This is a genomic window from Streptomyces sp. NPDC058796 (assembly GCF_042745235.1).
Lineage (GTDB): Bacteria > Actinomycetota > Actinomycetes > Streptomycetales > Streptomycetaceae > Streptomyces.
Map to the genome: position 1 here is coordinate 121,224 of NZ_JBHYOP010000010.1, position 15,619 is coordinate 136,842.

Here is a 15,619-nt window from a genome sequence, read left to right on the forward strand (position 1 = left end):
ATAAGGTTTGCTGCCCTCGGACGGGGCGCACGGACAGCGCGACAGCAAGGGATCCCCGGATGCTCTTCCTCAGAACGACGCGTATCAGGCCCTGGCGACGACTGGCGGCGGCACTGTCCGCCGCCGCCCTCGGTGCCGGCCTCCTCGCAGGATGCGGTTCCGACTCCGACGACTCGGCGGACGAGGCGGCGGGCGGCGCCCCGGCCGCGGGCGGCGTCTTCCCGGTCACCGTGGAGCACGCGTTCGGCACCACGAAGGTCACCGAGGCTCCCGAGAGGGTGGTCTCCGTCGGCTACACCGACGACCAGACCGTCCTGGCCTTCGGCATCAAGCCGGTCGGCATGGTCGACCAGTACCCGAACCCGGCCGGCCAGCGCCCCGACATCAACACCCAGTGGCCGTGGGTGAAGGACAAGTGGGGTGACACCCAGCCCGAGGTCGTCATGAAGAACGGCGACGACGGCCCCAACTACGAGAAGATCGCCGCCCTGCGCCCCGACCTGATCGTCGCGGTCTACTCCGAGATCGACCAGGCCGGCTACGACAAGCTGTCCAGGATCGCCCCGACCGTGGCCCGCACCAAGACCGAGAAGGAGCCCTTCAGCGCGCCCTGGCAGGACAACGCGCTCCACATCGCCAAGGCGCTCGGCAAGGCCGAGGAGGGCGAGAAGATGGTGGCCGGCATCCAGGCCAAGCTCGACACGGCCAAGAAGGAGCACCCCCAGTTCGCGGACCAGACCGCGGTGGTGCTGTCCTGGTACGAGAAGTCGGTGGCGCCCTTCACCTCCACCGACGTACGCGGACGCCTCGTGACCGGCATCGGGTTCAAGTACCAGACGGAGATCGACGAGGTGGCGGGCGGCGACTTCTACACGACGCTCTCCCCGGAGCGGCTCGACCTGATCGACGTCGACCGCGTCTTCGTCATCAACGACCAGGCGGACCAGGACGCGCTGAAGAAGTTCGAACTGTTCAACAACCTGAACGCGGTGAAGAACGGCAAGGTGTCGTACCTGCTCGACAGCGAGGGCCCGGCGGTCGGCGCCGCCATCTCCCAGGGCACCCTGCTGTCCATGCCCTACGCCATCGACGAACTGGTCAAGGCGGCCGGGCAGGGGTGAGCCGCACCGACACAGCCGTCGCCCCGGCGATCCTGCGCACGGCGAACGGACGCGAGGCCGCCCGCTGGGTCGCGGCGCACTGCCGCGAGGTGCCGTGGCTGTCGACCGCCACCGTCCTCACCACGGTGGCGGGAGCGGCACTCCAGGTGCTCCCGGTGCTGCTGCTGGGCCGGGTGGTCGACGCCGTCGTCGAGGGCGAGTCCCAGTCGGTCCTGGTCACGATCGGCGCCCTGATGGTGGCCGCCGCGCTGCTCGGCGCGGCGGCCGGCGCCGCGTCGACGTACCTCATCGGGCGGCTCGGCGCCGACCTGCTCGCCCGGCTGCGGGAAGGAGCCGTGCGGGCGGTGCTGGGGATGCCCAGCGCCCGCGTCGAGCAGGTCGGCCGGGGAGACGTGCTCTCCAGGGTCGGCGACGACGTGGCCGTCATCTCCAAGGGCATCCGCACCGCGGTCCCCACGGTGTTCTCGGCGGGTGTCCTCGTCGCCATCGCCACGGCCGGGATGTTCGGGCTGGACTGGCGGCTCGGTCTCGCGGGCGCCGGCGCGCTGCCCGCCTACGCGCTGGCCCTGCGCTGGTACCTGCCGAGGTCCGCGCCGCTGTACCGGAAGCAGCGCAGGGCACAGGCCGACCGCGCACAGGCCCTGATCAGCGGTCTCAACGGCATCGACACGGTCCGCGCGTACCGGCTCGAGGAGTCCTTCCGCGAGCAGGTCACCCGCGAGTCCTGGCGGGTGCGCGACCTCGGCATCGAGGTGTTCCGCTTCTTCGGCCGGTTCGTCGGCCGGGAGAACCGCGCCGAGTTCATCGGCCTGTCCCTGATCATCGTGGTGGGGTACGCCCTGCTGGAGGCCGGTGCCGCCACCCTGGGCGAGGTCTCGGCCGCCCCGCTGCTCTTCCACCGGCTGTTCACCCCCCTGGGCGCCATCATGTTCACCTTCGACGAGGCGCAGAAGTCGGGCGCCAGCCTCACCCGGCTGGTCGGCGTGCTGGGGGAGGAGGCGCAGGAGCGGCTGGTGGGCGACGCGTCCGCGACGGCGGCCGCCGGGCCGTACCCGGTGACGGTGAAGGGACTGACGTTCCGCTACCCCGGCACCGAAGAGCCGGTCCTGCGGGACGTCTCCCTGACCATCCCGGCCGGCGGCTCGCTCGCCCTGGTCGGGGCGACCGGTGCGGGCAAGACCACGCTGGCCGCGCTCGTCGCGGGCATCGGGACCCCCGAGTCGGGGTCGGTGCGGGTCGGGACGACCGACCTGGCCGCCCTCGACGAGGCCGCGGCGCGGGCCCTGGTGAGCATCCTGACCCAGGAGACGCACGTGTTCTCCGGCCCGCTCGCCGACGACCTGCGGCTGGCCGCACCGGGGGCGACCGACGCCGAACTCACGGACGCCCTGCGCACGGTGGGGGCCGGCTCGTGGGTCGACGCGCTGCCCGACGGGCTGCACACCGTGGTCGGCGAGGGCGGCGAGCGCCTCGACGTCACCAAGGTCGCCCAGATCGCCCTGGCCCGGCTGGTGCTCAGCCGGTCGCCGGTGGTGGTGCTGGACGAATCGACGGCGGAGGCCGGCAGCGAGGGCGCCGCCGAGCTGGAACGCGCCGTGCTGGCCGCCTGCGCGGGCCGGACCACCCTCTTCGTCGCGCACCGGCTGACCCAGGCCATGGCGGCCGACCGGATCGTCGTGCTGGACGCGGGGCGGGTCGTGGAGGAAGGCACGCACGAGGAGTTGGTCGCCCTGGGCGGCCGGTACGCGCGGCTGTGGCGAGCCTGGCGGGAGGGCAGCCAGGCGGCCTAGTTAGGTGACCCTAAGTCAGGCTAGCCTGCCTTCATTCCTTGGAAGGGGCGTTGAGTCTTCGATGATGGAACCGAGCGCTCGTCACATCCCGCTGTCCCCCGAGCAACTGGCCGGCATCCGCCGCCGCACCGGCGACTTCTCCGACCGCACCATCGCCGAGGCCTGCGCCATCGGACTGGAGTACTGGGCCACCGGCCGCAGCCCCGACGGCATCGACCTCGCACCGGGCACCCTCTTTCCCGACGTACTCGGCTGGGTCGACAACGGCGGCTCCGCCGGCGGTGGCGGACCCGTCGGCACGGACGGCCGGAGCGTCCTCCTGCCGCCGGGCGTCGCACCCGACGACGCGCGGCGCGCCCTGGACGACCTCGCCGACTTCCCGGACCGGCCCGTCGGCACCATCGCACCGGCCGACGCGGCGTCGCGGCTGGAGCAACTGGCCCGGTGGAACGACACCGGCGCCGACCGCATCCGCCCGACCCTGGTGGCGATGTTCCGCGAGCAGGCGCGGACCAGGCCGGACGCCGTCGCCGTCGTCGACGAACGGCGGACGCTGACCTACCGCCAAATGGCGGAATTCTCCGCCCAGTTGGCACAGCACCTCGTGGAGCGGGGGCTCACGGCCGAACAACTGGTCGGCGTCTCCCTGGAGCGCTCCGCCGACATGGTCGTCGGACTGCTCGGCGTGCTCCAGGCGGGGTGCGCCTTCGTGCCGCTCGACCCGCACTGGCCGGCCGAGCGCCGGGCCGCCGTCATCGAGGACGCCGGGGTCGTCGTACAGCTCAACGCCTCGGGGGAGCACCCGGCCGGCGAACCGGAAGCGGTCGCCGTGGACCTGGCGGACTGGCGCCACGGCGCACTCCCCGCACAGGCGCCCGAGGTCCCCCTCCCCGGCGACGCCCTGGCCTACGTGATCTTCACCTCCGGCTCGACCGGGCGTCCCAAGGGCGCCATGATCCGGCACGAGGCCATCAGCGAGCGCCTGCTGTGGCAGGTCCACGAGATCCTGGGCTTCGGTCCCGACGACGCCTCGCTGTTCAAGGCCCCGCTGTCCTTCGACATCTCCGTCAACGAGATCTTCCTGCCCCTGGTCTGCGGCGGCCGGCTGGTCGTCCTGCGCCCCGGCGGCGAGCGCGACCCGCACCACCTGCTGGGCGTCATCGCCGAGCAGCGCGTCACCTTCACCTACCTCGTGTCGTCCATGCTCGACGTACTGCTGGAGATCGCGGGCGACTCCGGGCGCCTGGACGGCCTGCGGCACGTTTGGTGCGGCGGCGAGGTGCTGACCCCCGAGCTGTACGAAAGGTTCCGCACCCGGCTCGGCATCCCCATGTACCACGGCTACGGGCCCGCCGAGACGACGATCGGCGTCTCCCACGTCGTCTACCGGGGGGCGGCCGAACGTCTGTCGACGTCGATCGGCAAGGCCAACCCGAACACGCGCCTGTACGTGCTCGACGACGAACTGCGCCCGGTCCCGGTCGGTGTCGGCGGCGAGCTGTACGTCGGCGGTTTCCTCCTGGGCCGCGGATACGTGAACGCGCCGGGGCTGACGGCGTCCCGGTTCGTGGCGAACCCCTTCGCCGACGACGGTTCCCGGCTCTACCGGACCGGCGACCTCGCCCGCTTCAACCCCGACGGCTCACTGGACTTCCTCGGCCGGGCCGACAACCAGGTCAAGATCCGCGGGATGCGGCTGGAGATCGAGGACGTGGAGACCGGACTCGCCGAGCACCCCGGCGTCCGGCACACCTGCGTCGTCGCCAGGAAGAACGCCGCAGGCGGCACCTACCTGGTGGGTTACGTGATCCCGGCCGCCGGGAACGAGACGCTGCGGGCCGCCGACGTCAAGGCGTGGGCCGGCGAACACATGGTGGAGTACATGGTGCCCGCCCACGTAGTCGTCCTGGCGGAGTTCCCGCTCACCGCGAACGGCAAGCTCGACCGGCACGCGCTGCCCGAACCCCAGCTCACGACGACCGCGACCGTGCCGCCGACGACGGAGAAGGAACGGGCGGTGTGCGCGGCGGTCGCCACGCTGCTGCGGCTGGACCGTGTCGGCGTCGACCAGGACTTCTTCCAGCTAGGCGGAGACAGCATCCTCGCGATCTCGCTGCTCGCCGCCCTGCGCGAGGCGGGGCTCCACGTCACGGCGCGCCAGATCCTCACCCACAGTACCCTGGGGGCGCTCGCGGCGGTGGCGAGCGGCGAGGACACCGCGGTCGTGGACCACCGCGATGTGGCGACCGGCCCCGTGGTCGGTTCCCCCATCGTGCAGTGGCTCGGCGAGACCACGGACGCCATCGACGGCTTCGTGCAGTCGGTGGTCCTCAACACTCCGCCGGAACTCACCGCCGACGCCCTCGGCGAGCTCCTCGCCGCCCTCGTCGCGCGGCACGCCATGCTGCGCGCCCGGCTGGTGCGCGGCGAGCGCTGGAGCTTCGACATCCCGGAGGCGGACGGCTCCACGCCCCGGTGGCGGGAGAGCGACCGGCCGCTCGACGAATGCCTGGCCCTCGCCACGGCCGGACTGGACCCGGACCACGGTGCCATGCTGAGCGCCGTGTGGAACCGGGACGCCCGCCGGCTCGTCCTGGCCGCCCACCACGTCGTGATCGACGGCGTCTCCTGGCGGATCCTGATGGAGGACCTGGCCACCGCGTGGCGCCAGTACGCCTCGGGAGCGCCGGTCGGACTGCCCCCTGTCGGCACGTCGTTCCGCCGCTGGACCCAGCTGCTGGAACGAGCGGCGTTCGACGCGGACAGCACGTACTACCGCCGGCCCCTGCCGGGTCCGGACCGGCCGCTGGGCAGGCGGGCACTGAACGAGTCGGACACCGTCGCCCGGGAACGGCTCCGCACCGTCTCGGTGGGCCCCGAGGCCACGGCCGCGCTGCTGGGCGAGACGCCCGCGAAGTTCCACGCGGGCGTCAACGACGTCCTGCTGACCGCGCTCGCCGTCGCCCTCGCCCGCCGACGGCGCGACCTCGGACAGGACCAGACCTTCGCGTACGTCGAACTCGAGGGCCACGGCCGCGAGCCGCGGTTCGTGACGCCGGCCGCCGGCTTCGAGCCCGAACTGTCCAGAACCGTGGGCTGGTTCACCACCCTCTTCCCGGTGACCGTGGATCCCGGGCCGGCCGCCGACCCCACCACCCCCGAGTACCTGGCCGCCGCGCTCAAGGCGGTCAAGGAAGACCTCTCCAGGGTCCCGGACAACGGCGTCTCCTACGGTGCCCTGCGCCACCTCGCCGACTGCGAGTTCGGCGCCCCCGCACCCCAGGTGCTCTTCAACTACCTGGGCCGCTTCGAGGCGGGCGCGCCCGGCGACTGGCAGCTCTCCGACACGACCGGGCAGCTGGGCGAGCGCCGGGACCCGAGGATGCGTCTGCCGCGGCTCGTGGAGTTCAACGCGATCGCCGAACCCGACCCGGCCGGCGGGTACCGACTCGCCACCACCCTCTCCTGGCCCGAGGGAACGTTCACCGAGGAGGACATCGACACCCTCGGCGCCTACTACCTCCAGGCCCTGAACGGGCTGGCCGTCCTCGAGCACGGCGGCCACTCGCCCAGCGACTTCGCCCCGCTGACGCTCACACAGTCCGACGTCGACGCCCTGGACGGTCCGGCGCTGCGGGACGTCCTGCCGCTGACCCCGCTCCAGGAGGGCCTGTACTTCCACTCCGTCTACGACGACGACTCCGCCGGCAGCTACGTCGAGCAGCAACTGCTCACCCTGGAAGGCGAGGTGGACGCCGACCGGCTGGCGGCGGCGGCCACCCGCCTGCTCACGCTCCACCCGAACCTGGCCGCCAGGTTCGTGCCCCTCGCCGACGGCCGGGTGGTCTCCGTGCTGGAGGGCGGGGCCGAGGCGCCCTTCACCACCCTGGACCGCCCCGGCATCACCGACGACGAGATCCGCGACCTGGCCGAGCGGGACCGCCGCGCCGGCTTCGACCTGGCCACCGGCCCGCTGATGCGCTACACGCTCATCCGCCGGGGCCCCGGCCGGAACGTCCTCGTGCAGACCGTTCACCACATCGTCGCCGACGGCTGGTCGGTGATGCCGATGCTCCGCACCCTGCTCGCCGAGTACCACGCGCCGGGGACGGTGTACCCGCCAGGCGGCTTCGCCGACCACGTACGCCGGCTCGCGCGAGGCGACGACGGGCTCGGTGACCGGGTGTGGGGCGAACAGCTCGCCGGACTCGCCGGCCCCTCACTGGTCGCCGAGGGGCACACCCCGTCCGACCGGTTCGCCGACACCGCGGTGGAACCGGCGGACGACATCGACGCGGCCGCCCGGTCGGCCGGCGTACCGCTGAGCGTGGCCGTGCACAGCGCCTGGGCGGTGACGCTGGGCGGCATCCTGCGCCGCACCGACGTGGTGTTCGGCTCCACGGTGTCCGGACGGGACGCCGACTTGCCCGGCGTCGAGGACATGGTGGGTCTCCTCATCAACACCATCCCCCTGCGCGCCCGGTGGTCCGCGGCCACCACCGCCCGCGAACTGCTCGCCTCGGTCCGTGAGCACCAGAGCGCGGTACTGCCCCACCAGCACGTCTCACTGTCCGCGCTCGCCCGCGCCGCCGGCACCGGAACCCTCTTCGACACCCTGGTGGTCTTCGACGTCGCGGCCGACGTCCAGGCTCTGCGGCGACCGGACGACACGCTGGTCATCACCGGTGTCGAGAACGAGGGCGCACCCCACTACCCGTTGACACTGGTGGCGGAACGCACGGCCGACGGCCGTCCGCGCTTCAACCTGATCCACGACGGCGAACTGCTGCGGGAGGACAGTGCCCGGGGGCTCCTGCGCACGTTCGTCCGGACCCTCACCGGCCTGCTCACCCGGCCGGACGCCCTGGTCGACGACGTGACCTCCGAGGGGAGCCGGCGGACCGAACCGGTCATCCGGACCACCCTGGCCGGGCTGTTCGACGCCGCCGCGCGCCGCGACCCCGCGGCCGTCGCCGTCACCCAGTGCGCCCTCGACGGCGCCAGGCGGTCCCTGACCTACGGCGAACTGGCCACCGCGTCAGCCGCGTCGGCCTCGGCACTGCGCGCGGCCGGTGCCGGGCCGGGCCGACTGGTCGCCGTCGCCGTCCCTCGCTCCGTCGAACAGGTCGTCGCCCTGGTCGCGACCGTCGGCGCGGGCGCCGCGTACGTGCCGCTCGACCTGTCCTATCCCGACGACCGACTGGAATACGTCCTCGCCGACGCGGCCCCCCAAGTCGTCCTGGTCGACGCGGAGCGGCACGACCGAATCACGCGGCTGCTGTCCCGGGCGGGTGTACGTGCGCGCGTTCTCGTCCAGGGAGACGAGCCGCAGGGAATCGAACCGCGGCGGAACGACTCGCCGGGAGACCTCACCGGCCGGGACGGCGGACCGGGGTGGCACGATCCCGCGTACGTGATCTACACCTCCGGGTCGACCGGCAGGCCCAAGGGCGTCGTCGTCCCGAACTCCAGTGTGGTGACGCTGCTGGCGAACACCCGGCGCGACATGGCCTTCGGCCCGGACGACGTCTGGGTCCAGTTCCACTCCTTCTCCTTCGACTTCGCGGTCTGGGAGCTGTGGGGCGCGCTGGCGCACGGCGGGGAACTGCTCGTGCCGGAGTACGGCCTGACCCGTTCCCCGGTCGACTTCCACCGCCTGGTCCGCGAGCGGGGGGTGACCGTGCTCAACCAGACGCCGTCGGCGTTCTACCGGTTCGCGGAGGCCGACCGGCAGGCCGGCGCACCACTGCCCGCACTGCGCCGCGTCGTCTTCGGCGGCGAGGCACTGGACCTCGGGCGGCTGCGCGACTGGGTCGCCCGGCACGGCACCGGCTCGCCCGAACTGGTCAACATGTACGGCATCACCGAGACCACCGTCCACGTCACCCATCGCGTGCTCACCGACGCGGACTTCACCACCGGCGACGACGTCAGCCCGATCGGCGGCCCGCTGCCCGGCCTGGTCACCCACCTGCTCGACGACCGGCTCCGTCCGGTCCCGCCGGGGGAGGAGGGCGCCATCTACGTCGCCGGTGACCAGCTGTCGCTCGGCTACCTGGGACGGCCGGGACTCACCGCGGGCCGATTCGTGGCGAACCCGTTCACGGGCGACGGCTCCCGCATGTACCACACCGGCGACCTCGCCCGCCGCACGCTCGACGGCGGGCTGGAGTTCACGGGCCGCGCCGACGACCAGGTGCAGCTGAAGGGGTTCCGCATCGAGCTGGGCGAGGTGGAGTCCGCGATCAGGGAGATCGACGGCGTGGCCGACGTGGCCGTCACCGTCGCGGACAGCGGCGACCACCTGATCGCCCACGTCGTGGGCCGGGCACCCGGCAACCTCACCGAGGCCCTGGCGGCGAAGCTGCCCGCGTACATGGTGCCGGGACGGGTGCTCGCCCTCGACGCCCTGCCGCTGACGGTCAACGGCAAACTGGACCGCAGGGCACTGACCGAGCGCGCGGCGCGGGAACGCCCCGACGGCGTGCCGCGAGGCGCGGCCGGCGGCCCGGACGGTGCCGCACTCGACGCCCTGGTGGAGATCTTCACCGACGCCCTGCCCGGCGTACCCGTCGACGCCGACACCGACTTCTTCCGCGCCGGAGGCGACAGCATCGTCGCCATCACCGTGATCAACCGGGCCCGCGCCCTCGGTCTTCCGGTCGCCCCGAAGGACGTGTTCCTCCGGAAGACCCCCCGCGCGCTCGCCGCACACCTGGCGACGGAGGGAGCCGATCCACGACCAGCGGCGAAGGAGGCACCCGCCCGCCACGAGGACGGCCCGCTGCCGCCCACGCCCATCATCCTGCGCCAGCGGGAACTGGGCGGCTCGCTCGCCCGGTTCGCCCAGGCCAGGGCGGTACCGGCGCCCGAGGGCACCGGGTTCGCCGACGCCGAACGCGCTGCCCGTGCCGTCGTCGCCGCCCATCCGGTCCTGCGGCTGCGGCTGCGCGTCGACCACGGGGTGTGGTCCCTGCGGACCGGACCCGCCCGCGAGGTCACCGTCGAGCGGGTGGACTCGGACGCCGCCACCGCGGCGAACGGGGCCGCAGGACGGCTCGACCCCGAGTCCGGACACGTCGTCGCGTTCTCCTGGCTGGAGTCGAACCGGACCCTGGTGGTCACCGTCCACCACCTCGCCGTCGACTCGGTTTCCTGGCTGATCCTGCAGGACGACCTGACCACCGCCATGCGCGGAGCGCCCCTGCCCGCACCGACCACCCCCTACGCCGAGTACGCCCGAGCCCTCGCCTCCCGGCCCGTCCGTGAGGCCGACGACGTGGACCGCTGGATCACCACGCTCCAGGCGCCCGCGCCGCTCCCCGACGGCGGCACACGGCGCGAGACCACGGTCGTGCTCGCGCCCGACGTGAGCGAACGTCTGACGCGCACCGCACCGGCCGCACTCGGCATCGGCGTCACCGAGTTGCTCTGCGGCGCCCTGCGCGCGGCACTCACCCGCGTCCAGCTCGAGCCCACCGACCTCGCGATCGACCTGGAGCGGCACGGCCGGGTGCCCGCCCTCCCGCACCACGACTACACCCGCACCGTCGGCTGGTTCACCGCCGTCGCGCCCGTGCGGCTGACGGCGCACACCGATCCCCTCGCGGCCGCGAAGGAGGCCGACGCACGCCGGCCGGACGACGACGCGCACGTCGCGTACGGCCGGCTCAGGTACCTCGATCCGCAGACGGCTCCCCTGCTGACCGCGCGCCCGCAGGTGCTCTTCAACTACCTGGGCCGGGGCGGCGAATCCCGCGTACCGCACCTCACGCCCGAAGACCAGGGCAGCCCGTACGCCGTCGAGGTCAACGCCTGGACCGACGAGGCCACCGGCAGCCTGCACGCGGCCTTCACGCTCGCCGAGGGCGTCCCGGACGAGATCACCGGGCACTGGCACGACGCACTGGCCCGCGTCGCGGACGCCGCCGCGACGGCCGAGCGCACGGCACCGGTCACCCCGCTCCAGCGCGGCCTGTTCTTCCAGGCCCAGCTGACGGGCCCCGCCGGACACTACGTCGCGCAGAGCTGGTTCACCTTCGACCGGCGTCTCGATGCGGGCGCGCTGGCCGACGCGATGGCGTACGTGATCGCGCGGCACCCCGTCGCGGGCGCCGGCTTCACCACCGACGCGGACGGAAACCCGGTACAGGTCCTCTCGGCGGGCCGACGGGTCGACGTGCGTACGGTCGAGGCGGCTGACGACGCGGAGGTGGAGGCCCTGCGGGCCAGGGACCGGAGCACCGGCTTCGACCCGGCGGCGCCACCGCTGATCCGGCTCACCGTGGTGCGCCTGCCCGACGACGGTGACGGACTGCTGCTCAGCTACCACCTGCTGCTGTGGGACGGCTGGTCACGCGAGATCGTGCTGCGGGACCTGTTCGACGCCTACCGGGCCGTCCTGGACGGGAGGCCCCCCGTCCCGGCCCCGGCCACTCCGGGCTTCGAGGACCACGCCCGGTCGCTCGCCGCCAAGGACACCGCCGTCGCGGAACGCTTCTGGGCCGGGCACCTGTCCGGCCTGTCCGGGCCGACGCTGCTGGCCGGACCGGCCCCCGACCTTCCCGACGACCTGCCGCGCGCCCTCGTGCACACGCTCTCCGCCGAGCGGTCCGACCGGCTGCGGGCGGCCGCCAGGACCCACGGCGTCACCCTCAACTCGGTGCTGACCGGCGCGTTCGGCCTGCTGCTGGGCGCCCGTACGGGCCGGGAGGACGCCGTGTTCGGCGTGACCGTCTCCGGCCGGGAGGGCGAGGGACTCTCCGGCGTCGTCGGCGTCCTGCTCAACACCGTGCCGACGTGGACGCGGCCACGGCCGGGCGACACGGTGCGCGAGTACCTCACGGCCGTGCAATCGGCCCGCATCGAGGCGATGGAGCACGAGCACCTCGGACTCGGGGAGATCCAGCGGGCCAGTGGGCACGACACCCTCTTCGACAACCTGTTCGTGCTGCAGAACTTCCTCGACCTGGACGCCCTCGCCGAGATGAACGCCGAGCACGGCATCACCTCGGTACGCGCCGACGACTCCACGCACTACCCCTTCACCTGGGTCGTCACCCCCGGCGACCGGCTCACCGTCAAACTGGAGTACCGCGACCACGACACCGCGCACGCCCGCCGTCTCCTCGACGACTACCTGCGCGTACTCGACGACCTGGCGCGGTCGACCGGACGGGTCGGAGCACTGCCGGGTGCGGGACCCGAGCCGACTCCCGCCGTCCGCACGGACGTCGGCACGGACACCGTCGTCGACCGCTTCGACCTGGCCGCGGACCGCGACCCGGAACGGGTGGCGCTCGTCGCCCACGGTGCGGCCATGACCTTCGCCGAGCTGCGGGACCGCAGCCGCGAGGTGGCGGGTGTGCTCGTCCGGCGCGGCATCGGACCCGAGACGACCGTGGGCATCGCGGTCCCGCGCTCCCTCGACTCGATCGTGGCGCTCTTCGCCGTACTGCGCGCCGGCGCCGCGTACGTGCCCCTGGAACTGGACCACCCCGACGAGCGGATCGCCGCGATCGTCGCCGACGCCCGCCCGGAGGTGATCCTCACGGTGAGCGCCGTGTCGCCCCGCCTGGCCGGCGACCTGATCGAACTGGACCGCCCCCTTCCCGAGGCCGACCCGTTCACGACGTTCGACCCCGACGACCCCGACCGGCTGCGGCACCCCGCCTACACGATCTACACCTCCGGCTCGACCGGGAAGCCCAAGGGTGTGGTGACCGAGTACGCCGGACTGACCAACATGCTGGTCAACCACCAACGACGGATCTTCGGACCGGTGCTGGCCGAGCACGGGCACCGGGTCTTCCGGATCGCGCACACGGTGTCGTTCGCGTTCGACATGTCGTGGGAGGAACTGCTGTGGCTCGCCGACGGCCACGAGGTGCACATCTGCGACGAGGAACTGCGCCGCGACGCGCCCCGGCTGGTCGCGTACTGCCTGGAGCACGGCATCGACGTCGTCAACGTGACCCCCACCTACGCGCAGCAACTGGTCGCCGAGGGCCTGCTCGACGATCCGGCGCGCAGGCCCGCGCTGGTGCTGCTCGGCGGTGAGGCCGTCACCCCGGCCCTGTGGCAGCGGCTCGCGGACACGGAGGGGACGGCCGGCTACAACCTGTACGGGCCCACCGAGTACACCATCAACACCCTCGGCGTCGGCACCTTCGAGTGCCCCGACCCGGTGGTCGGCGTGGCGATCGACAACACCGACGTGTACGTCCTGGACCCGTGGCTGCGACCGCTGCCGGACGGTGTGCCCGGCGAGCTGTACGTGTCGGGCATCGGCATCGCGCGCGGCTACCTCGGGCAGCCCGCGCAGACCGCGCACCGCTTCGTGGCCTGCCCCTTCGGCGTGCCCGGTGAGCGCATGTACCGCACCGGGGACCTGGTGGTGCGGCGGCCCGACGGCAACCTGACGTACCTGGGCCGCACCGACCAGCAGGTCAAGATCCGGGGCCACCGGGTCGAACTCGGCGAGGTCGAGGCCGTGTTCGCGGCGCACCCGGCGGTGCGGTTCGTCGCCGCGGTCGCCCAGCCCGACCCGCAGGTCGACGGCGTGTACCGGCTGGCCGCCTACCTCGTGCTGGACGGCGCCGACCTGGCGGAGGTCGCCGCCGAAGTGGGCGCCGGGCTGCCGGACTTCCTGCGCCCGACGCACTACGCGCGGGTCGACGGCATCCCGCTGACCGTGAACGGGAAGGCCGACACCAAGGCGCTGCCCGAGGCCAGACCGCTGGGTGCGCTGACGACGGCGGGGGAGCGCGGTCCGCTCACGGAGACCGAGACCGCGGTGTGCGCGTACTTCGCCGAGGCACTGGACCTGGACGACGACGAGGTGAGCGCGGTGAGCGACTTCGTGTCCCTCGGCGGACACTCCATGCTGGCGGTGCGGCTGACGGGGCTGCTCCGCCGGGAGTACGGTCCGGTGATCACCATCCGCGATCTGTTCACCCTGCGAACACCGGAAGCGATTGCGCGCCACCTCGATGACCACTGCTGACACGAAGCGGCCCCGACCGGGGTCCGAGATCCTGCGGACCGCGTTGCGCCGGAACGTGGGCGCCATGGCCGGGGGTACGTTCCTCATGGGCCTGTACCAGGCCGGTGAGACGGCCTTCCCCATCGCCCTCGGCCTCATCGTCGAACACACGATGCGCGACCGGAGCCCCGGCTCGCTGGGCGTGTCGATCGCCGCCCTCGCGGTGATCATCACGACGGTGTCGCTGTCGTGGCGGTTCGGCATGCGCGTCCTGCAGAAGGCCAACACCACCGAGGCCCACCGCTGGCGCGTGCGGGTGGCGGAGTGCGGACTCCAGCCGGTGGCCAGGGACGTCGACCTCAAGTCCGGCGAGGTTCTGACCATCGCCACCGAGGACGCCGACCAGACCGCCGACATCATCGAGGTGGTACCGCTGCTGATCAGCTCGCTGGTCGCGGTGCTGATCGCGGCCGTCGCCCTCGGGCTCGCCGACCTGCGGCTCGGGGTGCTCGTGATCGCGGGGACGGTCGCGATCCTGACGGTCCTGAGCGTGATGTCCGGACGGATCGGCTCCAGTACCCAGGAGCAGCAGGCCCGGGTGGCGCGGGCCGGCGCCAAGGTCGCCGATCTGATCACCGGCCTGCGCCCGCTGCACGGCTTCGGCGGCAATCACGCGGCGTTCCGGTCCTACCGGAAGCTCAGCACGGAGGCGAAGCGCCAAGCCGTCACCGTCGCGAAGGTGAACGGCGTCTACGCGGGCACCGCGCTGGCCCTCAACTCCGTCCTCGCCGCCGCCGTGACGCTCACGGCCGGCTGGCTGGCGTTCGAGGGCCGGATCAACATCGGTGAACTCGTCATGGCGGTGGGGCTCGCGCAGTTCATCATGGAGCCGCTCAAACTGTTCTCCGAGATGCCGAAGTACGTGATGATCGCGCGCGCCTCCGCCGAACGGATGGCCCTGGTGCTCAACGCACCGCCGGTGACGACCCCGGGGACCGAGCGGCCGGCCGCGGGCGGCGCGCTCGAGGTCGACCGCGTGCGCCACGGCGCCCTGCGCGAGGTGAAGTTCCACGTCGCGGCCGGGGAGTTCGTGGCGATCGCCGCCTACCAGCCGCGCGCCGCCGCCGACCTCGCGGCGGTGCTCGCCCTGCGGGTGCCGCCCGACGCCTACGAGGGGGTGGTGCGCGTCTCGGGCCGGGACGTCGCGGACCTGGCGGTGGAGGCGGTCCGCGCGCAACTGCTGGTCAATCCGTACGACGGGGAGATCTTCGCGGGTACCCTGCGCACCAACATCGACCCGTCGGGCACCAGCCGGACGGTCCCGGAGGCCGTCGAGGCGTCCATGCTGACCGACGTGGTCGCCCTGCACCGCGACGGCCTCGACCACCCCGTCCGCGACCGGGGCGCGAACCTGTCCGGCGGACAGCGCCAGCGTCTCTCCCTGGCCCGCGCCCTGGCCGCCGACGCCGACGTCCTCGTGCTGCGCGACCCGACGACGGCCGTCGACGCCGTGACCGAGCAGCTCATCGCGCGCAATGTGGCCGGGCTGCGCCGGGGCCGCACCACCGTCGTGATCACCAGCAGTCCCGCACTGCTGGACGTGGCCGACCGGGTCCTCGTCCTGGACGACGGCGTCATCACCGCCGAGGACACGCACCGCAACCTCCTGGCCGCCGACGAGGGCTACTGCCTGGCGGTGGCCCGGTGACCTCCGGGAGCGGTGA

At 73.0% G+C, this 15,619-nt stretch carries 4 protein-coding genes; all 4 read left to right on the forward strand.

The window, feature by feature from the left end; translation table 11 throughout:
• Positions 1-59 precede the first annotated feature (59 nt).
• The 4 genes from ACFW47_RS24955 to ACFW47_RS24970 all read left to right on the forward strand — a co-directional run bounded on the left by ACFW47_RS24955 (position 60) and on the right by ACFW47_RS24970 (position 15,603).
• Positions 60-1,121, forward strand: coding sequence for an iron-siderophore ABC transporter substrate-binding protein (locus tag ACFW47_RS24955; protein WP_386307175.1), 1,062 nt, complete (start codon positions 60-62; stop codon positions 1,119-1,121).
• Entirely contained in the window at positions 1,118-2,911 is a 1,794-nt protein-coding gene (locus ACFW47_RS24960) for an ABC transporter ATP-binding protein (RefSeq protein ID WP_386307176.1), read from the forward strand. The genes ACFW47_RS24955 and ACFW47_RS24960 overlap by 4 nt, the downstream gene beginning before the upstream one ends.
• A 61-nt stretch (positions 2,912-2,972) precedes the next feature.
• Positions 2,973-13,916, forward strand: a complete 10,944-nt coding sequence (locus tag ACFW47_RS24965) for an amino acid adenylation domain-containing protein (protein WP_386307177.1) — start codon at positions 2,973-2,975, stop codon at positions 13,914-13,916.
• Positions 13,903-15,603 carry an ABC transporter transmembrane domain-containing protein gene (locus tag ACFW47_RS24970; protein WP_386284196.1) on the forward strand — a complete coding sequence of 567 codons (1,701 nt, stop codon included), beginning with the start codon at positions 13,903-13,905 and terminating at the stop codon, positions 15,601-15,603. Before ACFW47_RS24965 ends, ACFW47_RS24970 begins: the two co-directional genes overlap by 14 nt.
• Positions 15,604-15,619 lie beyond the last annotated feature (16 nt).

Excerpts from the sequence above, each read along its gene's own strand:
- ACFW47_RS24965 (WP_386307177.1), top strand. The coding sequence starts at position 2,973 with ATGATGGAACCGAGCGCTCGTCACATCCCGCTGTCCCCCGAGCAACTG.
- ACFW47_RS24970 (WP_386284196.1), top strand. The coding sequence starts at position 13,903 with ATGACCACTGCTGACACGAAGCGGCCCCGACCGGGGTCCGAGATCCTG.
- ACFW47_RS24955 (WP_386307175.1), top strand. The coding sequence starts at position 60 with ATGCTCTTCCTCAGAACGACGCGTATCAGGCCCTGGCGACGACTGGCG.